This window comes from Agathobaculum sp. LCP25S3_E8, from assembly GCF_052117165.1.
Lineage (GTDB): Bacteria > Bacillota > Clostridia > Oscillospirales > Butyricicoccaceae > Agathobaculum.
Genome location: NZ_JBQKJR010000014.1, coordinates 24,101 through 46,878 on the forward strand (window position 1 = coordinate 24,101; position 22,778 = coordinate 46,878).

General features: G+C 53.1%; 30 protein-coding genes. 21 read left to right on the top strand and 9 right to left on the bottom strand.

Annotation, left to right across the window (positions count from 1 at the left end; translation table 11 throughout):
* Nucleotides 1-116 precede the first annotated feature (116 nt).
* Complete coding sequence (locus ACTQ34_RS07100) at nucleotides 117-2,384, top strand: S-layer homology domain-containing protein (RefSeq protein ID WP_441363167.1); 2,268 nt, start codon at nucleotides 117-119, stop codon at nucleotides 2,382-2,384.
* Nucleotides 2,385-2,540: 156 nt separating this feature from the next.
* On the top strand, nucleotides 2,541-5,120 hold the full coding sequence (locus ACTQ34_RS07105) for a X2-like carbohydrate binding domain-containing protein (RefSeq protein ID WP_441363168.1): 2,580 nt from the start codon (nucleotides 2,541-2,543) through the stop codon (nucleotides 5,118-5,120).
* 66 nt (nucleotides 5,121-5,186) lie between these two features.
* Here the strand turns inward: ACTQ34_RS07105 and ACTQ34_RS07110 are convergent, their stop codons facing one another.
* Nucleotides 5,187-5,585: a CBS domain-containing protein gene (locus ACTQ34_RS07110; RefSeq protein ID WP_441363169.1), complete on the bottom strand. Its 399-nt coding sequence runs from the start codon at nucleotides 5,583-5,585 to the stop codon at nucleotides 5,187-5,189.
* Nucleotides 5,586-5,837: 252 nt separating this feature from the next.
* Here ACTQ34_RS07110 and ACTQ34_RS07115 point away from each other — a divergent pair, with 252 nt between their 5' ends.
* The 10 genes from ACTQ34_RS07115 to ACTQ34_RS07160 all read left to right on the top strand — a co-directional run bounded on the left by ACTQ34_RS07115 (nucleotide 5,838) and on the right by ACTQ34_RS07160 (nucleotide 14,519).
* The gene (locus tag ACTQ34_RS07115; protein WP_441363170.1) at nucleotides 5,838-6,851 is read left to right on the top strand and encodes an ABC transporter substrate-binding protein; all 1,014 of its coding nucleotides are present in this window, start codon (nucleotides 5,838-5,840) and stop codon (nucleotides 6,849-6,851) included.
* Nucleotides 6,852-6,965: 114 nt separating this feature from the next.
* Nucleotides 6,966-7,922 carry an ABC transporter permease gene (locus tag ACTQ34_RS07120; protein WP_441363171.1) on the top strand — a complete coding sequence of 319 codons (957 nt, stop codon included), beginning with the start codon at nucleotides 6,966-6,968 and terminating at the stop codon, nucleotides 7,920-7,922.
* A complete protein-coding gene (locus ACTQ34_RS07125) occupies nucleotides 7,915-8,694 on the top strand; it encodes an ABC transporter ATP-binding protein (protein ID WP_441363172.1) in 780 nt (259 codons plus the stop codon). The genes ACTQ34_RS07120 and ACTQ34_RS07125 overlap by 8 nt, the downstream gene beginning before the upstream one ends.
* A 354-nt stretch (nucleotides 8,695-9,048) precedes the next feature.
* On the top strand, nucleotides 9,049-9,612 hold the full coding sequence (locus ACTQ34_RS07130; protein ID WP_441363173.1) for a DUF3793 family protein: 564 nt from the start codon (nucleotides 9,049-9,051) through the stop codon (nucleotides 9,610-9,612).
* 48 nt (nucleotides 9,613-9,660) lie between these two features.
* Nucleotides 9,661-10,092 (top strand): flavodoxin, encoded by a 432-nt coding sequence (locus tag ACTQ34_RS07135; protein WP_441363174.1) that lies wholly within the window; start codon nucleotides 9,661-9,663, stop codon nucleotides 10,090-10,092.
* Between the two features lie 535 nt (nucleotides 10,093-10,627).
* Nucleotides 10,628-10,837 carry a FeoA family protein gene (locus ACTQ34_RS07140; protein WP_373165342.1) on the top strand — a complete coding sequence of 70 codons (210 nt, stop codon included), beginning with the start codon at nucleotides 10,628-10,630 and terminating at the stop codon, nucleotides 10,835-10,837.
* Nucleotides 10,838-10,850: 13 nt separating this feature from the next.
* On the top strand, nucleotides 10,851-11,072 hold the full coding sequence (locus ACTQ34_RS07145; RefSeq protein WP_441363175.1) for a FeoA family protein: 222 nt from the start codon (nucleotides 10,851-10,853) through the stop codon (nucleotides 11,070-11,072).
* A gap of 75 nt (nucleotides 11,073-11,147) precedes the next feature.
* Entirely contained in the window at nucleotides 11,148-13,337 is a 2,190-nt protein-coding gene (gene feoB / locus ACTQ34_RS07150; RefSeq protein WP_441363176.1) for a ferrous iron transport protein B, read from the top strand.
* Nucleotides 13,338-13,396: 59 nt separating this feature from the next.
* Nucleotides 13,397-13,567, top strand: coding sequence for a FeoB-associated Cys-rich membrane protein (locus ACTQ34_RS07155; protein WP_441363177.1), 171 nt, complete (start codon nucleotides 13,397-13,399; stop codon nucleotides 13,565-13,567).
* A gap of 109 nt (nucleotides 13,568-13,676) precedes the next feature.
* Nucleotides 13,677-14,519, top strand: coding sequence for a LysM peptidoglycan-binding domain-containing protein (locus ACTQ34_RS07160; protein WP_441363178.1), 843 nt, complete (start codon nucleotides 13,677-13,679; stop codon nucleotides 14,517-14,519).
* A 39-nt stretch (nucleotides 14,520-14,558) separates the two neighbouring features.
* Here ACTQ34_RS07160 and ACTQ34_RS07165 read toward each other — a convergent pair whose 3' ends face one another.
* The 7 genes from ACTQ34_RS07165 to ACTQ34_RS07195 form a co-directional block, all read right to left on the bottom strand.
* The gene (locus ACTQ34_RS07165) at nucleotides 14,559-16,109 is read right to left on the bottom strand and encodes a recombinase family protein (protein WP_441363179.1); all 1,551 of its coding nucleotides are present in this window, start codon (nucleotides 16,107-16,109) and stop codon (nucleotides 14,559-14,561) included.
* A 125-nt stretch (nucleotides 16,110-16,234) separates the two neighbouring features.
* Nucleotides 16,235-16,465 carry a hypothetical protein gene (locus tag ACTQ34_RS07170; protein ID WP_441363180.1) on the bottom strand — a complete coding sequence of 77 codons (231 nt, stop codon included), beginning with the start codon at nucleotides 16,463-16,465 and terminating at the stop codon, nucleotides 16,235-16,237.
* Nucleotides 16,466-16,494: 29 nt separating this feature from the next.
* On the bottom strand, nucleotides 16,495-16,893 hold the full coding sequence (locus tag ACTQ34_RS07175; protein ID WP_441363181.1) for a helix-turn-helix domain-containing protein: 399 nt from the start codon (nucleotides 16,891-16,893) through the stop codon (nucleotides 16,495-16,497).
* Nucleotides 16,890-17,291 (bottom strand): hypothetical protein, encoded by a 402-nt coding sequence (locus tag ACTQ34_RS07180; RefSeq protein WP_441363182.1) that lies wholly within the window; start codon nucleotides 17,289-17,291, stop codon nucleotides 16,890-16,892. The genes ACTQ34_RS07175 and ACTQ34_RS07180 overlap by 4 nt, the downstream gene beginning before the upstream one ends.
* Nucleotides 17,292-17,599: 308 nt before the next feature.
* On the bottom strand, nucleotides 17,600-18,145 hold the full coding sequence (locus tag ACTQ34_RS07185) for a hypothetical protein (RefSeq protein WP_441363183.1): 546 nt from the start codon (nucleotides 18,143-18,145) through the stop codon (nucleotides 17,600-17,602).
* A 45-nt stretch (nucleotides 18,146-18,190) separates the two neighbouring features.
* Nucleotides 18,191-18,829, bottom strand: coding sequence for a hypothetical protein (locus ACTQ34_RS07190; RefSeq protein WP_441363184.1), 639 nt, complete (start codon nucleotides 18,827-18,829; stop codon nucleotides 18,191-18,193).
* Nucleotides 18,830-19,032: 203 nt separating this feature from the next.
* A complete protein-coding gene (locus ACTQ34_RS07195; RefSeq protein ID WP_441363185.1) occupies nucleotides 19,033-19,389 on the bottom strand; it encodes a helix-turn-helix domain-containing protein in 357 nt (118 codons plus the stop codon).
* A 160-nt stretch (nucleotides 19,390-19,549) separates the two neighbouring features.
* Here ACTQ34_RS07195 and ACTQ34_RS07200 point away from each other — a divergent pair, with 160 nt between their 5' ends.
* Nucleotides 19,550-19,786, top strand: coding sequence for a helix-turn-helix transcriptional regulator (locus ACTQ34_RS07200; protein ID WP_441363186.1), 237 nt, complete (start codon nucleotides 19,550-19,552; stop codon nucleotides 19,784-19,786).
* 38 nt (nucleotides 19,787-19,824) lie between these two features.
* A complete protein-coding gene (locus ACTQ34_RS07205; RefSeq protein ID WP_441363187.1) occupies nucleotides 19,825-20,040 on the top strand; it encodes a hypothetical protein in 216 nt (71 codons plus the stop codon).
* Nucleotides 20,041-20,182: 142 nt separating this feature from the next.
* Here the strand turns inward: ACTQ34_RS07205 and ACTQ34_RS07210 are convergent, their stop codons facing one another.
* A complete protein-coding gene (locus tag ACTQ34_RS07210) occupies nucleotides 20,183-20,566 on the bottom strand; it encodes a DUF2513 domain-containing protein (protein ID WP_441363188.1) in 384 nt (127 codons plus the stop codon).
* A 68-nt stretch (nucleotides 20,567-20,634) separates the two neighbouring features.
* Here ACTQ34_RS07210 and ACTQ34_RS07215 point away from each other — a divergent pair, with 68 nt between their 5' ends.
* The 7 genes from ACTQ34_RS07215 to ACTQ34_RS07245 all read left to right on the top strand — a co-directional run bounded on the left by ACTQ34_RS07215 (nucleotide 20,635) and on the right by ACTQ34_RS07245 (nucleotide 22,711).
* Complete coding sequence (locus tag ACTQ34_RS07215; protein WP_302666184.1) at nucleotides 20,635-20,841, top strand: helix-turn-helix domain-containing protein; 207 nt, start codon at nucleotides 20,635-20,637, stop codon at nucleotides 20,839-20,841.
* A gap of 35 nt (nucleotides 20,842-20,876) precedes the next feature.
* Nucleotides 20,877-21,104: a hypothetical protein gene (locus tag ACTQ34_RS07220; protein WP_441363189.1), complete on the top strand. Its 228-nt coding sequence runs from the start codon at nucleotides 20,877-20,879 to the stop codon at nucleotides 21,102-21,104.
* A gap of 46 nt (nucleotides 21,105-21,150) precedes the next feature.
* Nucleotides 21,151-21,486 (top strand): hypothetical protein, encoded by a 336-nt coding sequence (locus tag ACTQ34_RS07225; RefSeq protein WP_441363190.1) that lies wholly within the window; start codon nucleotides 21,151-21,153, stop codon nucleotides 21,484-21,486.
* Nucleotides 21,461-21,670, top strand: coding sequence for a hypothetical protein (locus tag ACTQ34_RS07230; protein ID WP_441363191.1), 210 nt, complete (start codon nucleotides 21,461-21,463; stop codon nucleotides 21,668-21,670). Before ACTQ34_RS07225 ends, ACTQ34_RS07230 begins: the two co-directional genes overlap by 26 nt.
* A gap of 43 nt (nucleotides 21,671-21,713) precedes the next feature.
* Nucleotides 21,714-22,166 carry a helix-turn-helix transcriptional regulator gene (locus tag ACTQ34_RS07235; protein WP_441363192.1) on the top strand — a complete coding sequence of 151 codons (453 nt, stop codon included), beginning with the start codon at nucleotides 21,714-21,716 and terminating at the stop codon, nucleotides 22,164-22,166.
* 40 nt (nucleotides 22,167-22,206) lie between these two features.
* On the top strand, nucleotides 22,207-22,437 hold the full coding sequence (locus ACTQ34_RS07240) for a hypothetical protein (protein WP_441363193.1): 231 nt from the start codon (nucleotides 22,207-22,209) through the stop codon (nucleotides 22,435-22,437).
* A gap of 82 nt (nucleotides 22,438-22,519) precedes the next feature.
* On the top strand, nucleotides 22,520-22,711 hold the full coding sequence (locus tag ACTQ34_RS07245; protein WP_441363194.1) for a hypothetical protein: 192 nt from the start codon (nucleotides 22,520-22,522) through the stop codon (nucleotides 22,709-22,711).
* The last annotated feature ends 67 nt before the right edge of the window (nucleotides 22,712-22,778 follow it).

The following is a 22,778-nucleotide window of genomic DNA, read 5'->3' on the forward strand; positions in this document are numbered from 1 at the left end:
AAATGTAATATTGCACGCGCTTATGTCACAAATGTTACACTTTTTCGCCTGCTATTGAGCGGCATGCAGGAAAAGGCTATAATTTATATATCAATCACCCAAGGATGGAAAAAATTATGCTCAAGAAAACCATTTCCGCCCTGTTTGCGGCGTTTCTTATGATAATAGGTGCTTCGGCAGCCGGCACAATCTTCCCGGCACAGCGTACGGATATCGACGGTGTAACCCGATACGGTTATCTGGATGAAGAGGGACGTACCATGCTGTCGTTTTCTTATACGCAGGCCGGGGAATTTGACGCATGCGGTCTGGCGGCGGTTGAGGATGACAAGTGGCGGACCGCGGTAATTGACCGCGAGGGTCACTTGGTCGTGGATTATACCGACGCGCCGGTATCGGTCGAATTTTCGGATGACGCGATTGCCTATCGCTATGCCGACCACAGTGTGTACTATACGCTGGAAGGAGAAAAAATCGGTTCTTATGCGGGAGCGGTGGGCTTTTTTGAGGATGGACTGTTGCTTTGCAAAAGTCCGGCGTCCGATCTGTATACCTATGTGACGCAGGACGGAAGCGCCGCGTTTGCGGGTGAATTTAAGGATGCGGGCGCCTTTTCCGGTGGCCGCGCACTGGTTTGCACAACGGATGGGCAGTATCTGGCCATCGACACCGAGGGACAGACGCTATACACGTTGGAAAGTGGCATTGAGCCGCGCTATATGACCATCTTCGGCGAGGATACTATCGTTTTGTCCAACGGCATGGCCAAGGCGTTGTATTCGCTTTCCCAGAGCGATTATCTGACCGTGTTCAAATACAGTGAGATCAGCGAATTTGATGATGGCGTGGCAATGGTCCGCGAGGGCAACCGGTGGGGGATGATCAATACATCCGGCAAGCTGTTGACCGAGCCGACTTATTATTACCTTTCTTATATGGGCGAGGGGTTGTATGCCGCCCGCAGCGCGGACGGATCGGCTGCTGCGGTGGATGCTAACGGTAACGTGGCCTATCGCGTGAGCAGTTATGTCGGCGGCTTCAGCCAGCTGCGCTACGGCCTGTCCTGGCACGGTACGGCGGACGGCAGCCTGATTTTCTTTAAAAAGAACGGCGGCTACTTCACCAGCCTGAAAAACGCCGAAAATCCGACGCTTTTGAGCGAAAATGTTGTGCGTGTGACGCAGGACGGTACGCTTAAATACATCAATCTATCTACCGGAAACACACTGCTGGAGCAGCCGAAATCGTTCGAACTGGGCAGCGGCCTCACGGTAAAGACCGTGCACTACGAAAAATTCATGGGCTATCAGGCGGATGGAACCGAGCACGGCTGGAATGTGGATTTTCCGGAGCTGAGCGGCCTATCCGACACAAAGGTGCAGAAAACCATCAACGAAGCAATTCGCGCGTTTTTCCTCAAGGGGCCATCGGTCACTGCGGAGTATGAAGCGCTGGAGGGCAGCTACGGCGCATCGGTCGAAGGCTCGGTGCTGGTGGTTTGGGCCAATTGTATCAGCGGAAAGGGCGCGGGTGCATCGGTATGGAACGAGAGCTTAGCTTTTGATTTGCGCACGGGAGAACAGTATCAAATCAGCGATTTGCTCGTCAGCGGCTATCTGGATACCGTCCAGCAGCTGCTGCCCGAGGAGCATGAGATGTATCTGTACAGCTTTCCGCGCATGAGCACGGAGGGCGTGACCTACTTTTATAATGAATATGCAAGCGAGACATGCCGCGCCTATACCGAAAGCTACCTGCTGACCTTCGCGGAGCTGGGCGACGCAGTGGATACCAAGAGCGCGTGCTATCTGGCGCTCAATACGCCGCTGGTCAAACCGGCAACCACTGTGGCGGGCTTTTCTGACGTAAAGACCAATCATTGGGCGGCGGAGTATATCCGTCAGGTTGCCCAAGAGAAGCTGATGCAGGGAGCGGATGGCAAATTCCGTCCGGACGAGCAAATCACGCAGGCAGAGGTCTGCGCCACGATTGCGCGCAGTCTGTCGCTGGAAACGGACGGCGAAAGTATGGATGGCATTGACGAAAATGCGTGGTATGCCGAAGAGGTCAGCGCAGTCTGGTCCGCGGGTCTGCTCGAGGGGCTGGAGGAGGATTTTCAGCCAACCAGCATGATGACGCGCGCGGATGCAGCGCAGCTGTTTGCTAACGTGCTGGTGCAGCAAGGAAGCATGCTGCCGAACGACCAGACAGTCGATGAGACGCTTGCCTCGTTCAAGGACGCGGCAGAGATTCCGGAAAATCGCCGTGCCGCGGTTGTGCTGTGCATGCAGAAGGGGCTTATCAAGGGCTATACCGACGGTACTTTTCAGCCGTCGCGCGGCTTTACCCGCGCAGAGTTTGCCAAGCTCCTGACCATGATTTAAGCGGATTCATCGGTATGAGAAACGGGGGGCGGATGTCGTCCGAAAGCAAAGACGTGTCAGATGATGGCAAATCTGGCTGTTTCCCGTAAAATAACAGTACACAAATGACGAAAATGATGGTAAAATAGGAATAATGAAACCAAAGAGGTGATAGCTGTGAAAAGATTTTTATCCGCCGTGCTGGCGGTTGCCCTGCTTTTGTGCACGCTGCCGGCGGCGTTTGCTGCTTCCGACATCGAAAACCATTGGGCAAAACCGTACCTGCTGGAGATGAATGAAATTGGGGTTATTAACCCGTCTTCAGAAGGCGAATACACGCCCGATCAGGCGATTCGGCGCTGGGAGTTCATGCGCTATATCAACCGCGCTTTCGGATTTACGGAAAAAGCCTCGATAAATTTTTCCGACGTCAGCAGCAACTCTCTCTATTATGAGACGGTGCAGATTGCGGTCAAGTATGGCTACATCAACGGCGTCGGCAATGATAAGATGGACCCGGACGGCACGCTGACTCGTGAGCAGGCGGCGACCATTCTCGGCCGTCTGCACAAGTATACGCCGAGCGCCGACCTGTCCAAGCTCAACAGCTTTTCGGACAAGGAGAAGCTGAGCAATTACAGCAAGTCCTATGTGGCTGAGGCGGTTGCGCTGGGCTATATCAACGGATATACCGACGGCACCTTTAAGCCGCAGGGCAATATCACCCGCGGCGAAATTGCCAAGATTCTGTATTATTTCGTCGGTTCTTCGCTCAACACCTCGGGAAAAGCCTATACCGGGGAGAATCTGAACACCGATACCAAGAATGTGACCATTTCCGCGCCTTGTTCGCTGTCCGATGCAACGATTGAAGGCAACCTGTTCATCACGGAGGGCGTGCTCTCCGGCAGCGTCAACCTGACCAATGTCACGGTCAATGGCGATATTATTGTCAGCAGCGGCAATGTGACGCTGGACGGTACTTCCGCGCTGCATATGACGGTGTCCAATTCGCTCGGACTGACGCCGCAGATTACCTGCACGGGAAACAGCAACGTCGGTGAGACCGATGTGCAGACCTCCGCGGCGCTGACCGAATCCAATCTTGCGGCATCGGCCGGCGGCTTTGCCGACCTTGCAATCACCGGCAGCAACCTGTCGCTGACGTTGGACGCCACCGTGTGGGATGTGACCACCTCGGGTAAGACCTCGATTCTGACCACGGGCAGCACGTCTATCGGTGAGCTGACGGCAAACGGTGAAACAACTGTCACCGGCGGCGGTTCGATTCAGTCTGCGGTGATTACCGCATCCGGCTGCGAATTGATTATGAAGCCCGATACCTATTCTCTGGGCGGCGGCGTGACCGCAGTTATCGCCGGTCAGTCGGTTTCCGCATCGACGGGTGTTTCTATCTCCCCGTCCAACCTGTCGATTGATATCAACAATCCGAATGGGATTGCGTTTTCCTATGATTTCACCTTCAATGCGGACAAAAATGACCTGATCCGTATGTCCGTGGACGGTCAGGCGCTGGTACTGGGCACAGACTATAACTTGCAGACCGATAAAAACGGCATCCGCATATATAAGACCTATTTGAAAACGCTCAGCGCCGGTGTACATACCGCCGAGTTGGTGTTTGCGGATAGTTCCCGGGCTTCGCTTGGTATTCTGGTCGGCGATTCCGCTCTCAGCGCGGTAAGCCCGTCCCAGATTACCTTTGACAAGTATAAAGAGTCTCCCAATTATTCCAATGTAACGGCAACGGTTGTCCTGCCTGCGGGTACGCTGTTGGATTCCATTAAACTTGGCAGCACGATGCTGGAGCGCGGTGTGGATTATCTCTATGATTCCGCTACCGGCGTCGTTACCTTCCTGCGGGAAGAGTTGGAGAAAAAGAGCACGGGTACCTATACCATTACCTTTGTACCCAATAAAGGAACGACATTCTCCTGCACGCTGAATGTAGTGGATACCGCGCCGGTCAACGGCATCTCTCCGGTGGAGTTGGATTTTGATTCCAACGTCAATTCGGCAGGATATCAGGATTTGACGGTAACGCTCAGTCCTGCGGATGGCGCAAAACTGCAGAAAATTACGGCAAACGGAAAAACGCTGGAAGAGGATTGGCAGTATAAGCTCGACGGCAACCAGGTTACGATCAGCAAGTCTGCAATAGCCGACCTGGGGGCCAATGGTGCGTCTTATGCCAGCTTGACCTTTGTGATGTCCAACGGACGGAATCCGATGCTGCGGGTCAACTATGTGACAACCTATGCATTGACGGCAATGGTAGTGGATGACCTCGGTCTGCCGATTGAGGGTGCGACCGTTGCATTTGTGCCGGAAAGCAATTCGGAAGGCAGCGCGACACAAAACGCTTCCACTGACGCATACGGCAGAGCGACGGTTTATGTCAAGAGCGGCACCTATAAGATTACCGCAACCCACGCACGCTTTACGGAGGCAGTTTCTACGACCACAACCGTCTCCGGTGGCACCCGCTCAGTCAGACTGACGGGTGAAATTCTGGAAACGGCGCAGATTGTTGTGACCAATGTATACGGTGCGCCGCTTCCCGGCGCGGTGGTTACCATCGGCGGCCAGAGCATCACCACCGGTGCGGACGGCACGGCTTCGTTCAGCCTCAAGCGCGGCAGCTATATGGCGCAGATTGCTTGCACGGGGTATACCACACAGACGATTGCCCTGTCAGTCAACGGAACAGTGCGCGAGCGCGTACAGCTGAAATAACGTCTTTTTCGCAAAAACAAGCCGTCCGGCATATGCCGGACGGCTTTTGCTATACCATAAAGCAGTTTACTTCTTTTTGCAGGAATCGCGCAGGAACTGGATGACGTCGCGCCGCGTAATAATGCCGCAGAACATCCCGCGTCCATCGGTTACGGGGACGAAATTCTGTGCGGAGACCAGCTCAATCATGTTCTCCATGCGCGCGTCAATGCCGACCGAGCTGTGCCGGATGCGCCGTGGCACCTCCCCGACGGTCATGTGGTCGAGCTGCTCGGAGGTGTGGCTCAGCACCAGACGCAAAAAATCACCCTCGGTGATGGTGCCGGTGTAGCGTCCCTTGGGGTCGATAACTGGAATAGCGGTAAAACCGCTCTGCATCATATCGTCGAGTGCCTGCCGCACGGGGCAATCCGCGGATAAGTATGAAACCTCTGCCTTGGGCTTGAGGAAAAAAGAGATGTTCATCGTATGTCCTCCTTGTGGATTCTGTCTCTATTTTACGATGCCGGTACGGAATGGTCAACTGATTCTGGTTAATGCTAACAATTTGTTAACAATTTAAAATGCGTTTCTTGTTTGTTTTGACGGCAAAAGGAGTATTCTACGAAAAAAGTAAGCAATGGACTTGACGAAAACTCTTTTAACTGCTAAACTGTAAAAGCGGAAAGGGTTTCACCTTTCCTTCACACGTATTTTACGCAGAAAAGGGGTTTTCACATGAAGAAGAGATTACTCGCCGCGTTGATGGCCGGCGCAATGGCCCTGACCATGACCGCTTGCGGCGGCACCAACAACGATACCGCAAACACGGATACGAACGACACAGCCGAAGGCGGCACTGCCGGCAGCTACAAGGTTGGTATTGTACAGCTGGTACAGCACGAGGCGCTCGATGCCGCGACGCAGGGCTTCCAGGATAAGCTGAAGGAGATGGTGGAGGCGGACGGCGGCTCGGTTGAGTTCGACCTGCAAAACGCTTCCGGTGACTCGGCCAACTGCGCAACCATTGTCAACGGCTTTGTTTCTTCCGGTGTGGACCTGATTATGGCGAATGCTACGGCTGCTTTGCAGGCGGCTCAGGCGGCAACAGCGGATATCCCGATTCTTGGCACCTCGGTTTCGGACTACGGCACTGCGCTGGGTGTGACCGACTGGACGGGCAAGACCGGCACCAATATCTCGGGCACGACCGACCTTGCGCCGCTTGACGGTCAGGCGGAGATGCTGCAGGAGCTGTTCCCGGATGCGAAGAATGTTGGCCTGCTGTACTGCTCGGGCGAGCCGAACTCTGCGTACCAGATTAACACCATCAAGCCGATTCTGGAAGGCATGGGCTACACCTGCACCGAGTACGCATTCACCGACTCTAACGACGTTGCCTCGGTTGCGCAGAACGCTGCGTCTGCCAGCGATGTAATCTACATCCCGACCGACAACACCGCTGCTTCCTGCACGGAAGCGATTGCAAATGTCGTTCTGCCGGCCAAGGTTCCGGTTGTTGCGGGCGAGCAGGGCATCTGCTCAGGCTGCGGCGTGGCAACCCTGTCGATCGATTACTATGAGCTGGGCCAGATTACCGGCGAAATGGCGTACGACATTCTGGTGAACGGCACCAATCCGGGCGATATGGAAGTCCAGCCCGCGCCGAACTTCACCAAGATGTACAATGCAGCCAACTGCGAGGCGCTTGGCATCACCGTGCCGGATGATTACACCGCTATCGAAGGCTAAGCAACATCAAACAGACAAAAAAAGCGGAAAGGGCTTTCCTTTTCCGCTTTTTTTTGCTATACTAATGAATGTGCTTTCGCACTTTATCAGATGATATTATTGGGGGCATTGAAAGTGGATTTTTTCTCCAACCTGCTGGCCGCGCTGCCCGGCGCGGTGGCACAGGGCCTGATTTGGGGCCTGATGGCGATCGGTGTGTACATCACCTTCAAGGTGCTCGACCTGGCTGATTTGACCGTAGACGGCACGATGGCCACGGGCGGCGCGGTATGCATCGTGCTGATGACGAACGGTGTCAACGTCTGGGTGGCGCTGCTGTGCGCGTTCCTGGCGGGCATGCTTGCGGGCTTGATTACCGGTGTGCTGCATACCTTCATGGGGATTCCGGCCATCCTCGCCGGTATTTTGACGCAGCTTGCGCTGTTTTCTATCAATCTGCGCATCATGGGCAAAAAGGCAAATATGGCCATCAATCCGGATAATTTTGACCTGCTGGTATCGCTGCGCAACGTCAAAAAGGTGACGCTCGAAAACCCGATTTTTGTCGCAGCAGTGTTCGGTATTGTCGTCATTGCGGTGCTGTACTGGTTCTTTGGTACCTCGCTCGGCTGCTCGATTCGTGCAACCGGCGCAAACCCGAACATGAGCCGCGCACAGGGCATCAATGTTGACTTTAACAAGGTGCTCGGCCTGATGATTTCCAACGGCATCGTCGCGCTGTCGAGCGCGCTGTACTGCCAGTATCAGGGCTTCGCCGACGTAAACGCGGGCCGCGGCGCCATTGTTATCGGTCTGGCGGCGGTCATCATCGGTGAAGTGCTGTTCAGCCGTATTTTCCGCAACTTTGCGCTCAAGCTGCTGTCGGTCGCACTGGGCGCAGTCATTTACTACATTGTTATCCAGCTCGTGCTCACGCTCGGTCTGGACACCAACGACCTCAAGCTGATTACCGCGGCGGTCGTGGCCATCTTCCTTGCCATCCCCTACTGGAAAGGCAAGTATTTCAAGGGCGCAGGCAAAGCAATCGCCAAGGCAAGCGCTGATGCAAAGGGAGGCGAGGATAATGCTTGAACTGAAGGGCATTTATAAGACGTTTAACGCAGGTACAGTCAACGAAAAGCGTGCGATTGACGGCCTCGACCTGACGCTGGAAAACGGCGATTTCGTCACGGTTATTGGCGGCAACGGTGCGGGCAAGTCCACCACGCTCAACCTGATTGCGGGCGTGTATCCGGTGGACGCCGGACTGATTCGACTCAACGGCTTCAATTTAACCGGTCTGCCCGAACACAAGCGCGCGCGCTTTCTCGGCCGTGTGTTTCAAGACCCGATGATGGGCACGGCGGCTACCATGGGTATTGAGGAAAATCTCGCGCTCGCTTATCGCCGCGGCAAGCGGCGCGGCCTGAGCTACGGCATCACCAACGAGGAGCGCAAGATTTACCGGGAAAAGCTCGCAACGCTCGGCCTTGGTCTGGAGGACCGCATGACCAGCAAGGTCGGTCTGCTGTCCGGCGGTCAGCGACAGGCGCTGACACTGCTGATGGCGACGCTGCAAAAGCCCGACCTGCTGCTGCTGGACGAGCATACCGCCGCGCTCGACCCCAAGACGGCCGACAAGGTGTTGCAGTTGACCGAGGAGATTGTTGCGCGCGATAACCTGACCACACTCATGGTCACACACAATATGAAAAACGCCATCCAGTACGGCAATCGCCTGATTATGATGGACGCGGGCCGCGTGGTGGTGGATATCCGCGGCGAGGAGAAGAAAAACCTCACCGTGCGCGAGCTGCTCGAGAAGTTCAACATCGAAAACGATCGCATGCTGCTCAGCGAATAACGGCACGTACAGGCGAGTTATCTTAACAGCAAAAGGCTGCTGAAAAACACGGTTTTTCAGCAGCCTTTTTCATTTGGCAACGGCGCAGAAAAAATTTCAAAAAAACGCTTGACATACCGGTTAGCATATGCTAACTTATATACAGGTTAGCCAAGGCTTACTGATAGGCAGACCGACTGGAACCATCCACGCGGAACGGGACGGATCCGGTAACACATACAAAACTTCCTCTGCATTTTGCGCATGATTCGAACAGAGATGACCGGTAGATAGGCGCGGCCGTATGGCTAACCGCAGCTGCGCCTGCCGGTCAGGAAACAGGCGGAGCGAAGGACACGGGAGGAGCATTTGCGCATGAATCATCAGCTCGATTACCTGCTGGCGGCCTATTGTTCGCCGACACTCGCCGGAATCAAGCCCGCGAGTCTGGTCTCCTTCGACCGCATGCAGTATCCCAATCTGCCGCAGCAGCTACTTATCTATCAGGCGGCATTTGCCCGGCGCGGCATTCGATTTGAGGTCCTGTGTGCCTGCCGCGGACGTTTTCTGCTGCTGGTGTATCACAAAAAGCAGTTGGAACAGCGCATGGCGGAGGCGCGGGTGCAACGGGTGCTGACAAAGTTCGGCTATCCAGCCGGTGCGCCGCTGGAAACTCTGCTGGACGGCCTGCGGCGGCGGATTGCCGCACAGCCGGGATTTCCGCACGAAATCGGGCTGTTTCTGGGCTATCCGATTGAGGATGTCATGGGTTTTATCCGCAACGAAGGCCGTGGCTGCAAGCTGTGCGGCTATTGGAAGGTATACGGCGACGCAGAGGCCGCAACCCGTTTGTTTGACCGCTTATCGCGGGTGTGCCATGCAGTGAAAACACGTGTGGAACAGGGAGAAACCCTGCTCGAAGTGTTCGCTGCGGCATAAAGCGTTATTTTTTTATCAGTATTATCTACATTAGGAGGTTTGAACCATATGAGCAAGGCAGCAGTAATTTTCTGGAGCCAGACCGGCAACACCGAGCAGATGGCAGGCGCTATTGCGGAAGGCATCCGCGCGGGAGGTCTGGAGTGCGATTTGATGAACGTAGCGGAGGTGAGCGCTGCTGACGCTGCGAAGTACGATAAGCTGGCGCTCGGCTGCCCGGCAATGGGCGCTGAGGTGCTGGAAGAGGCGGAATTCGACCCGTTTTTCACCGAGCTGGAGAGCAAGCTGGGCGGTCGCAAGGTGGCGCTGTTTGGCTCGTACGGCTGGGGTGACGGTCAGTGGATGCGCGACTGGGTACAGCGCGCAAACGATGCGAATGCCAACGTCTATACCGACGAAGGCCTGATGGCGCATGAGACGCCGGACGAGGCGATGCTCGACCAGTGCCGTGAGTTCGGCAAGGGCTTTGCCGCCTATTAAACTCGACCTTATCCTGCGCGCATCGCGCGCCATTCGATAGATTTTCTGCAAATTATGCAGAAAATTATAAAAAGTGTGCGCTTCGCCACACTTTTTAGACAAGTGCGGAGAAAAGTTTCGCGTGTCGGAACTTTTCGAAGCGGTGAACGCATCCGCGTGCAACGCGGTGCGTTCTCTCGATGGAAACCGTTGGTTTCCATCGAAGAAATAGGTCATACCCGCCGCGACGGCGACGGTTATGATACAAATATCCTTTCTTGTCCCGGGGGAAACCCCAAGGGGATACCGCACGGTATCCTGCAACATGAGCCCGCGGCTGTCCGGAACAACAGCCGTGGGCTTCCTCCTTGTCTGACAGAAATGGAGAAATTAGCAGTTGCTAACTGTAGGGTGTTGGTTAGTTTTGACAAACTTCAAAGTCACTGCTTGACAATTGCAGTTAGCAGTGGTAAACTGCAAATGAAATGAGAGTTAGAAGTTGCTAACTCGCGTCTTTAGAAGTATGAACCGCGTTCGAAAGGAGAGGAGCGTTATCATGCCGCTGACTTTGGCAGATACCGGCGTACCGACCACCATCAAGGCGATACGGGGAAAGGACCAGACCAGACGGTTCCTGCAAAACCTCGGCTTTGTCGAGGGAGCGTCGGTTTCGGTCGTTTCTTCGCTTGCGGGTAATCTTATCGTATCAGTGAAAGATACGCGCGTTGCAATCTCGCAGCAGATGGCCTCGCGCATTATGGTGTAAAGGGGGAAAAGCAATGGGCAATCTGAAAAACACACCCTGTGGCAAAACCGTGACCGTGCGCCGGGTTGAAGGCGAAGGCGCAACCCGTCGCCGTATCATGGATATGGGCATCACGCGTGGGGCGGAAGTATTTGTGCGCAAGGTCGCACCGCTGGGCGACCCGATTGAAGTCACCGTGTGCGGATATGAGCTTTCGCTGCGCAAGGCGGACGCGGAAAAAGTTCTGGTGGAGTAAACCGATTCGCGTGGAGCGAACCAAATTTTTTTACATATGAGTTAGCGAAGGCTAATTCAAGAAAGGGGCAACAACATGTCGATTCGTTTGGCGCTTGCCGGCAACCCGAACTGCGGCAAGACCACGATGTTCAACGACCTGACCGGTTCGACGCAATATGTCGGCAACTGGCCGGGCGTTACCGTGGAAAAAAAAGAGGGCCGCTACAAGGCGGATAAGCAAGTTTCCATCACCGACCTGCCGGGCATTTACTCGCTTTCCCCGTATACGCTCGAGGAGGTTATCACCCGCGATTATCTGGTGAATGAAAAGCCGGACGTTATCCTCAATCTGGTGGATGCGGCTAACATCGAGCGCAATCTGTATCTGACCACACAGCTGCTGGAAATGGGTATTCCGGTGGTTGTGGCGCTCAATATGATGGATATTGTAGAAAAGCGCGGCGATGTGATTGACACGGCAAAGCTGTCCGCGAAGCTGGGCGTGCCCGTGGTCGAAACGACCGCGCTCAAGGGCAAGGGCACCAAGGAGATGGTCGAGGCGGCAAAGCATGCCGTGACAGACGGCGTAAAGCCGGCTGCACCTGCGTTTTCCGATACCATCGAGCAGGCAATCGGCCGGATTTCAGCGCTCATCGCGGACGTGACCGAGGAGGACCAGCGCCGCTGGTTCGCGGTCAAGCTGTTTGAGCGCGACGAAAAGGTGCTTTCGCGTTTCCGTTTCGGAAAAGATACGCTGGAAAAGCTGGAGGCCATCATCACCGCGGTTGAGGACGAGCTGGACGACGATGCAGAATCCATCATCACGGACGCGCGTTATCAGTACATCGCGGAAGTTGTGAAGCCCTGCGTAAAAAAGCAGAAAAGCGGCATGACGGTATCCGACAAGATTGACCGCATCGTGACCAACCGCATTCTGGCGCTGCCGATTTTCGCGCTGGTGATGTTCGTTGTGTACTATGTTTCGGTCACCACGGTCGGCAAAGCGCTGACCGACTGGGCCAACAAAGGCGTGTTCGGCGAGGGCTGGGAGCTGTTCGGCGCATGGATTCCGGGCATCCCGACCATTCTGGGCGGCGCGCTGAGCGGTCTTGGTATCGCGGACTGGCTGTACAGCCTGATTATGGACGGCATTGTGGCCGGTGTCGGCGCGGTGCTGGGCTTTGTGCCGCAGATTCTGGTGCTGTTCCTGTTCCTCGCCATTCTGGAGGACTGCGGCTATATGGCGCGCGTGGCCTTCATCATGGACCGCATTTTCCGCAAGTTCGGTCTGTCGGGCAAGAGCTTTATCCCGATGCTGATTGGAACGGGCTGCGGCGTACCGGGCATCATGGCCTCGCGCACGATTGAGCAGGAGCGCGACCGCCGTATGACCATCATGACCACGACCTTTATTCCGTGCAGCGCCAAGCTGCCGATTATCGCGCTGATTGCGGGCGCGATTTTCGACAACGCGGGGTGGGTGGCCTTCTCGGCCTATTTCATCGGCGTGATGGCGATTATTCTGTCCGGTATTATGCTTAAGAAGTTTCAGATGTTCGCGGGCGAGCCGGCGCCGTTTGTGATGGAGCTGCCGAGCTATCACACCCCAACCGCGCGCAACGTACTCCGGTCGATGGGAGAACGCGGCTGGTCGTTCATTAAGAAGGCCGGCACCGTCATTCTGCTCAGCACGGTGGTACTGTGGTTTTTGCAGACGTATGGTTGGGAAAACGGCGCGTTCGGTGCGGTTTCCGACATCAACAACAGTGCGCTTGCCGTCATCGGCAGTGCGATTGCGCCGCTGTTTGCGCCGCTCGGCTGGGGCAGCTGGCAGAATGCGGTCGCGTCAGTCACCGGCCTGATTGCCAAGGAAAATGTAGTCGCCACCTTCGGTCAGATTTATGGCTTTGCTGAGGTGGCGGAGGACGGCGCGGAGATTTGGGGCCTGCTTGCGGCTTCCTTCACCACGGTCAGCGCGTTCTCGTTCATGTGCTTTAACTTGCTGTGCGCGCCGTGCTTCGCGGCGATGGGCGCCATCAAGCGCGAGATGAACAACGCCAAGTGGACGGCGTTTGCCATCGGCTATATGTGTGCGTTTGCGTACTGCGTGGCGCTGATGGTTTATCAGTTTGGCGGTCTGCTCACCGGTGAGGTCACATTCGGCCTCGGTACGGTCGCGGCGATTCTGGTGCTTGCGCTGATGCTTTATCTGCTGTTCCGCAAGCCGGCAAAGACAGCCGACACAGCGGACCTGCGCCGCATGAGCGTGCAGGCAAACAGCTGATTTGGGGCTTGCCCGCAGAGAAATTCTGTTTTACAATGAATACAAAGGAGGCGAAACAGATGTCAACCTTGATAGTGGGCCTGTTGGTGGCGCTGCTGGTATTTTTCGCCGCGCGGTCGGTGGTACGTCAGTCTAAGACGGGCGGCTGCAGTGGCTGCGGCGGAGGCTGTGCAGGATGCAGCGGCAGCTGCGGCTGTCATGTCGCTACGTCTCCCAAAGAGCACGACTAACAGTGATAAGCCGTCCGGCGTTTGATGCGTCGGGCGGCTTTTTGCATGCCTGTGGGCGGTCACGGAAGGATGGCGCGCGGCATAGACTGGGGGGAAAGGTGGTTTTTCTATGGTGATTCATGTTGTTCAGCCGGGGGATTCTCTGTACCGTATCGCCCAGACGTATCAGGCGCCGCTGCAGCTGCTGATTCAGCAGAACGAGCTGCATGAGCCGTACCGGTTGACGCCCGGACAGACGATTGTCGTGCCGCAGCCCGTGCAGATGCATACCGTTCGACAGGGGGAGACGCTTTCCGGCATTGCCGCGCAGCACAACACGACCGTGCTCAAACTGCTGCAAAACAACCCGCAGCTGGGCGGCGGCGACCGCATCTGGCTGGGGCAGACGCTGGTGGTTTCCTATGGGCCGAAGCTGGGGACCTTTGCCGTCAACGGTTATGCATACCCAAACATAGACCAGCGGATTTTACGTAAAACGCTGCCCTATTTGACGTACTTATCGGTGTTTTCCTATGGATTCGACAGTCTGGGGCGTATTCTGCCGCAAAATGCGGAAGTAATCACGCGCATGGCGCGGCAATACGGGGTGCTGCCGCTGCTGGTGCTGACAACGCTCGGCGAGGATGGACAGTTTTCGGGCGAGCGGGCGCAGCAGCTGCTGCGCGACCCGGTCGCGCGCGGCGCGCTGATTGAGAATCTGGCGCAGACCATTGCGGCGCAGGGTTTTGCGGGCGTGGACATCGACTTTGAATACATCCCGCCCGAGGATGCGGCTGCCTACGCTGACTTTGTCCGCGCGGTGCGCACGCGGCTGGAGCCGTCCGGGTTGACGGTCATGGTGGCACTTGCGCCCAAGACCTCGGCCGACCAGCCGGGACTGCTGTATGAGTCGCACGATTATGCCGCGCTTGGCGCAGCGGCAGACGATGTGCTACTCATGACTTATGAATAAGTTATTTTATGATACATATAATTGATCGGCTAAGGTTTGCTATTCAAACCGCCGTTCAATCTGGATATAGATGGTTGCGTCGCCAGCACTGCGCTCGGCGGCGTTTTTTTCGTATGTGATGCGGCTGACCACGCTTTTCAGCAGGTCGTTTCGCTCCCGCGCGGTCGCGGCGTTGGGATAGGCTTCGATCACATGCTCCAGACGCGGCCGCATGGCAGGCGCGCCGCGGCGCTCTTGGTCGATCGTCAGCGCCCGGGCGCTGGCCTTGGCAAGTGAGCGATCCAGCTCAGCGAGTTGGCTGTCCAGCTGACGGCGGCGGGAAACGAAATACTCAGGCGTGTAGACTTCCTGCTCGACCAGCTCGGCGGCACGGTCAAGCTGTGCGCGCAGCTTACGCTGGGCGGCGTGGATCGCGCGGATCTCTTCGTGCGCCTGCGCGGCGCGTGCGTCCAGTTCGCGTTCGACTGTATTCTGATGGTCGATGTCCACCTCGTACTCGGCCAGCCACAGCCGCAGCGCGTGCAGCACCGCGTCCTCCACGTCGGCGCAAAATGAGCTGACATTGTTGCAGTCTGCCCAGCGGCAGTCCAGCCGACCGGTGCAGGGTAGGGCAGCGGCCGGTGCGCCGTAGGTCATCACATGACCGCATTTGGCGCAGTACAGCAGGCCGACAAACGGGTTTTTGAGTTCGTGGTTTTTCTTGAGCGGCAAGCCGGGTGTATTGTCCAGCAGGCGCTGCACGGTATCGAAGGTTTCGTCACTGACGAGCGCTTCGTGTAGGCCGCGTGCCTTGACATAGTCATCCACATACCGGCGCGGCTTGGTTAGCACGCCGTCGCGCACGGTGGGCTGCGCGGCCTTGCGTCCCCATGTCACATAGCCCGCGTACAGGCAGTTGCGCAGCACGTTACGCACCGACTGGGCGCTCCACGCGACACCGGCAGAGGTGCGCTCACCGCGTGCATTGAGACGGCAGGCAATGACATAGCAGCCGACGCCTTGCAGGCGCAAATCGAAGATCTCACGCACGATTGCGGCCTGCGGTGGGTTTGGCTCAAGCGTGTAGCCTTTGCCGTCCCGTACCTTGACACGGAAATAGCCATAGGGGTCAGTCTTGCCCATGTATTTGCCCTCTTTGACCGAGGCGATGCGCCCCGCGATCATGCGGCGCTTGATGGTCTTATACTCGCGGCGCGACATGAACAGGCCGAACTCGAAGTATTCCTCGTCGAACTCGTTGGCTGGGTCGTAGGTTTTGGCCGGGGTGATGATGCGTGTGCCCGAGTATTTGAACGCCTGCGCGACGATGCCCTGATCGATGCTGTCGCCGCGGGCGAGACGCTCGATCTCCATGACCAGCACGCCGTCCCACAGACCGGCCTCGACCTCGGTCAGCAACCGCTGCATCTGCGGCCGGGCGGCGATGGTTTCGCCCGAGACAATCTCCTCATAGATCCCGCCGATCTCCAGCCCCATGCGGCGCGCAAGTGCGAGCAGCGCGGCACGATGCCGGGCAAGGGTTTCGCCCTCGCCGCGGGCTTCGGCTTCGGCGTCCGCGCGCGATTTTCGGAGGTATATCAGATATGCCATAAAATCACCTTTTTTCAGTATATGGGGCTGGAAAATGGATAAAAACAGAACGTTTGTTCGGTTTATGCGGGTATAAAAATGCAGACCACAACAAAACAGTGTTCGGTTGTGGTCTGCGGGGTGGATCATTTTGACTCAATCTGCTCGGGAAGTTCTGAATCAAGCATTTCAAGTAACTTTTCAGCAAATTCGCGAGCAGAACGACTGCTCATCACCAAGTCTGCTACTGAAGTTACATTTGATTCAGGAAGTTGCTCAACTTCCGTGAAAATAGGTGCTTCCTGTAAAAAAGATAGAACGACTTCATCGCGGTAATTGTTCATAGTAAGAAAGAAACGGTTTACATAGGTATTCATATAGAGAGATCCTTTCTATAGAGAAGTAATTAATTACTTCGAACAAAGGGAAGAAAATCAATTACATTCGTGTTTGAGACAGGGGAAGAATACGAACCATTTATCACAGAAAGATATGGTTTTGAATATTCTTGTTCCAGTACTGGTTCTTTTCCAAATAAAATTTTTAGTGGAATAGAGAGTTTATGCGCAATTTTAATTAGATGTCGCACGGAGAAGTTGCATTCACCACTTTCCATTTTGGAAACTCGTCCCTGACTGATACCAAGTAGTTTGGCAAAATCCTTTTGGGACATACCTTTTTTGATACGTTCAGCGGATAGTTTGCCAGCAATGTCTGCAAGAACGATGTCGGCTTCCAATTCGTCTGCAGGAATGTCTACGGTTAGTTCAGATAGAATATCAGCCCAATCATTTGACGCTTTCATTGTGACTCCTCCTTTTCAAGCTCATATAAACGTTCATATGCAATCAGTACAGCCTTTTTGTAATCGGATGCATCGCGCTCCCAGAAAGCATGTAAAAAAGTAAGGCGCTCATCAGCGCCAGTATATGCATATAGAATACGGATGTTAAAGTCTTTTCCATTCACGTGGAGACTAAACAAAGTCTCATCAAATGGTTCAAATTTAGATTTAGGACGTCGTTCTGCTTGTGCGCGACCAAGTGCTTTATATTCAGCCATCAACTGCACAAATGTTTTTATAAATTGGTTTTCAAAGCCGCTTTTGGCAATAAGACCAACAATATCATCTTTTAGGTTTGGATGATATAGATAATTGAAAAATAATTTTTGCAATGCTTCGAGCAGAGCATTTTTGTTCATAAGCATTCCCATCCTGCTAATATTATATGCAAAATAAATAATAATTTCAACCGCGAAATATAGTACAGTCAATTGCTGAACACTATATATAGAAAAAATATTATATATATATAATATTTAAAGTGGAAATGGATTTGCAAAATTAGCCAATCAAGTATAATGTTGTTGGAGGACTGTGTGAAACACTCCATTTTGCCCGTTCCGGTGTGCCACCACTGGGGCGGGCGCTTTTTTTGTGTCCAAATTGAACACCGATAATTTGTGAAAAACTGCTGCAAAACAGTGTTTGGTTGTGGTCCGCGGTACAATTATTTGGCTATGACATTCAGCATCGTAAACTTATTCTGTGTTGTATAAGAATAGGAAGCTGTGTCGCTTTCAGCGGTCATATTGGTATCCGCATAAGCATCACCCATGGAGAGCAGACCGAGTTGAGAGGCAATGTCTTCAGCTTTTGCGTTGTCTTGCTCTGCTGTGAGAATTAGGATTGCCATATATCCGCTGATTAAATCAATGCTGTTATCCCATGTATTTACTTCACTCCAGTTAACTGAAAGTGAAAGTTGGTAGCATAGCTCAGTGTTTTTGTTTTCATAGAGTAGAGCATAAACACCGTCGCAAACAGGATAACTGTAGCATAAGATTGTTCCAAAGGTTTCGCTTTCCTCTTCAGATACTGTAGGCTCGACTGCAAAAGCGTTGTATGTGCCGCCGCCTTCAAGCGAGGTTCCCATTGCATCTGCACAACGTTCAGCACTTGCTCCAAATGTAGGATAATCGGAAGTTTTCGAAGAGGTGCAGGCGCATAGTGTGAACGAAAGAAGTAGAATGGATAAAATGATGGATTTTTTCATTTCTATCCCCCGTTTTTTGGTGTCCAAATTGATCACCGGTTAGAATTATGAATTAACGTATTCCATATAATCGGTGGACATGATATTGAACATGATCTGCCCGCTGTATACCGAATAAGACCAACTGGATGCAGTTCCGCTTGAAACATTGTTTGTCCCGTCTGCAAGGTTTAGCACGTCCAAATCACTATCGAGCTTTTGGCGAATGGCCTCACTTGGTTCATAAGCATTTATCAATGCCCCCAATAAAGCACCGTGTTGTTTCGCAAGTTCAGTTGTATCTAACGAGTCAAGGGTAACGGAATAGCAAATTTGATATACTTCGTCTGTCTCGGGAATACAGAAATACATAATATATCCTTTGCCGGGGCCAGCATAGCCATATGTGACATTAGCAGGCATAATTTCAGTAGCTTCCTGATCCATTTTAGTATATTCATCAGTTAGCAGCCCTTCTGCCGATGTGCCTGCAATGCTTTGTTGAAGTGCTGCTACAGCTTCGTCAAGCGTATAGCCAAATGCGATGGAAGTACCACTATTCTCGTTTGTATCTTCCGTAACAGCATTGTCAGGAGTGGTTGCAATTGAATCATCGGATGCAGATGTATCATTCGTACCACTGTTACTACAGCCACAAAGGAGAATTGCAAGCACGCAAGTGAAGGCTAAAACCCTTTTTACCATTTTTGTTCCCCCATTTACGGTGTCCAAATTGAACACCGGTATTTTGTACATGATATGCAATATATTGATTTTCTCTTGCCAAAATTCAAGATGTGGTGTATCATGAAAAATGCAAACACTTGTTCGGTTTTTGGGAGGGCGACAGATGAAAGAATATGACGAACTCATGGTATTGGCTGCGCAGTCCGAACTGCCGTCCGCCTTTATTTCTTCTCTTCTGGCGTTTGCGCAGTCGCTGCAAGGCCGCGGCCAAACGCAAGCACCCGCTGTCGATCTTCGGGTGATAGGCTCTCCATAACGGCACGCAGTTCTTGTGCTTCTGGTGATGCGCTCACTTCTTCGGGAGTGGGCGCTTTTCTAATGTTTGTTCTCCCCATGAGATAGTCTAAAGAGACATCAAAATATGAGGCAAACTTGAATTTTAAATCATCACTTACGGTACGTGCTCCTGATTCATATTGAGAAAGCGCACTATTACTGATATGCAATGCTTGTGCCAATTCAAGTTGGGTTAATCCGTGTTCACTTCGCAGCGAGGAAATACGCTCTCCAGTGGTCAAAGCACACACCTCCAATTCTCAATATGTAAAAAGTATAGCATCAGATTTGCATATTGAAAATAAAGATTTGCAAAATGTGAAAATACATATTGACTTTTGCGGAATGTGAAATTATAATATGAGCATGAACTGTTTTGCAAATCGTGAAAGGAGGTGCAAAATGCAATCGCTGGATAAATTGCGGATAGAAAAAGGATATACACAAGAAAGTCTTGCTAAATTGCTTGATATTGCTACACCAACTTACTGCCAGTATGAAAAGGGTCAGCGGTTAGTACCTAAAAATATCGCGGATGCAATTTCTAAGATTCTTGAATTCCCACGTGATGAAATTTTTTTGCCTGTAAAATTTGCAATTCGTGAAAATATCGACGAGCCGGAAAAGGAGGCGGGGTAGCCACCAGCGTGAAGTAAACGAAATGGAGGTGAGCGCGGATGCAAGACTTTAGAAAAATCATCGTCGAGGATGGAAAGATCGTCAACATTGACGATAAGCTGTTTCAAGATTATGAAATGGAACGGGCTGCCGCGATTCTCAAAGCGTTGGATGGCCTGAAAATTGTAACAGCTCAGTTGCTGCTCGATCACGTTAAAGAGGCATTGCTGCAAATGGAGGTGAGAGGGGATGAGCAAATCGGTGAAATACCATGATGAAATCGTTTTGAGATTTGACCAAGGGCATCTGCGCGAAGTTCTGATTGATGGAATGCCTCAAAAGGATGTGAAGTCCTTTTCAATAGAGGCATCTATTAAGAAAGTCGCTTCCTACGTCGTGGAGCATTCAACTGTGTATTTAGATCCCCAGAAAGTCGCTGACGATTTTGGTAGCGAGATTGGCGAGGACTTGCATTGAAACCGTACCCAATGGCTTGATCTTTTCTTTCACACTTGCCCAGACCTGATCTGAGCGAAGGTTGTTGAGCAATTCATATCCCGGCCATGTAATAGCTTCGACGATAATATCAGAGCCGCCGCAAAAATCTATCTTGTCGCCTTCGATGTAGTCGGCTTGATAGAGTGTGTATAGCGCATTATATACTTCCTTTTCATCGAAATTAGGAACTTCTTTGCAAACATGTTCTGTTGTGATGCGTCGGTGCAAATGGTTTTCATTGATGTCAGTCAACTTTTCAAGAGCCAAAAGTACATCTCTTACGCAATCCATATCCAGTCGCATAATAGTCACATCCTTTCCCCTAAATTCTACCATAAGGGAAAGAAAAATACCAGAAAGGGGTGAAAACGATGAAATCTATCCAGACCAAACGCGAAGCAATCGGTGCGACCCAGCAGGCCATGGCCGATGCGCTGGGCGTAGATCGCAGCACAGTTACCAAATGGGAAGCAGAGGGCACATATCCGCGGCCGCGCTTCTTTCCGAAGATCGCGGCCTTCCTCGGCTGCACCATCGATGAGCTGTACGCGGACGAGCCGGAGAAGGAGGCGGGGTAGCCGCCAGCGTGAAGTAAACGAAAGGAGAATCATAAATGCGCAGAATTGCGAGGCTGGAAGATCGTGTTCGTTTTTTGGAAGAGAGAAATCTCTGGACGCCTTCAGGCAAGCTTTCGTATTATATCAAACCTCGGTTATCGTATGACAAGAAGCAACAACTTATCGATGACTTACACCAATTTGCCACCGATGCGATAAAGAATCGCGAGCCGCAGTCTCTGGCGGTATTGCCTGATATTCTCAAATATCTGCTGGATGCATAATCAAAAGTGTAAATTTATCTCTACCGAAAAGAAAGGACAATGAATCATGGGAGCAATGAAAAATTATATGATTGGCGTTTGCGATGCGCACCCGAAGGAAATGTACGATCTGTATGATCTGCTGTGCGACGGTGAACACACAGAGGAAGCCGTTGCGATGGAATTGGTCGAAAGAAATGGTGGGGACACTTATCCCTCGCAAGATGTGTTTGAGATTATGCAGGGGATAGCTGATATTCTTGAGGATGTACCTGATGAAGAAGCTCTTGTTATGTTGGAAGTGGTTTCTTGGATCTCGGATAACCCAGCCTTTATGGAAGAAGAGCTGTCTTACTGGAGAGGAAGGTTGATGCGGCATGAAGCTCGAGCTGTCGCATGCTGAGCGAAACGCGCTGCTGGATACGGCAGGCCGTGACCGTGTCGCGCTAATCGCGCAGTCGTTGCTGGAGCAGGCGAAAAGCGCAGGATTTACCCACCTTCAAACGATTGCTGTGGTGGACTATATCCGGCGGCTTTTGGAGTCCGGGCCGTCATTCGGCGGGTTTGAGCCGCAAAGCAAGAATTGATCTGCTATGCCCGCATTATACCACCATGAAAGGAGGGGACACCATGAACACAGAGTATCAAAATGCGTGGAAAACTGCCCGCGAAAGGGCAGGTCTGACGCAGGAAGCGGCCGCGGAGCTGGTAGATGTGTCGGCAAAGTCGATCGGCTACTATGAATCCGGTGCGCGGCACATGACGCCGCAGGTCGCCGCACAGCTGGCCGACGCCTATCATGCGCCGTGGCTGCGCAACCTGTACTGCACGGAATGTCCGATCGGCTGTCACCGCAGTCTACCCACCGAGCCGACCGATTTGAGGGAGGCCGCGATCGGCGCGCAGTGTGATTTCCGAGCAGCGGAAATCGGGAAACGCTTGGATCGGATGATGGAGATTGTAAGAGATGGACGGGTGGACGAAATAGAAATGCCGGAATTTATGGCAATCTGCGACCGGTTCCGCGAGATGCAATATACGCTGGCGAAGTTTGAACTGCTCGTCGAAATGCTGTGTAAGTGACCAAGCCCGACCGAATACAATACCCAGAGGAGGTGCGCTTATGGCAAACAAAACACGCAGGCTGGTCATGGAGCAGGAATTCACGCTGAAAAGCGGCCGCAAAGCCGTCTGTCAGATCTACGATACCGAGGATACCGTGCCGAAGTCCAACGTCGAAGAGCACAAGAAGTGCGTCAATCACATGAAGGAGGTCGCCGCGAATATCTTCATGCGCGCGGAAATGGCAAAACAGCAAAAGGAAAGCGCCCAGTGCGGCGGCAACCGCGACTGAGCGCATACAAAAATAGACTACTTACAGGATACCGGAAAAGCCCGGCGCTGTCAAGAGGCCGCGCCGGGGGAAGGAGAGAAAGATGAGACAGGTAAGCGTGAAAATCACAATCCCGGACGATCTGTATCCGGGCGTGCAGGCTGTGGCGAAGAAATTGGGTATTCCGTTTGATACGACGGTACAGTTGCTCATGAGCGGCTGCTCTGTTCCGTTGCGGGAACAGATCGCGGAGGCGTTGATAATCCTGGCGGAGAGCAAGGAGGATCAGGAATGATCTATGTCGTGATCGCCTTGCTCGGGGTGGGCTGCGCTTACCTCGGCCTCGGTATGCTGGTGGACAG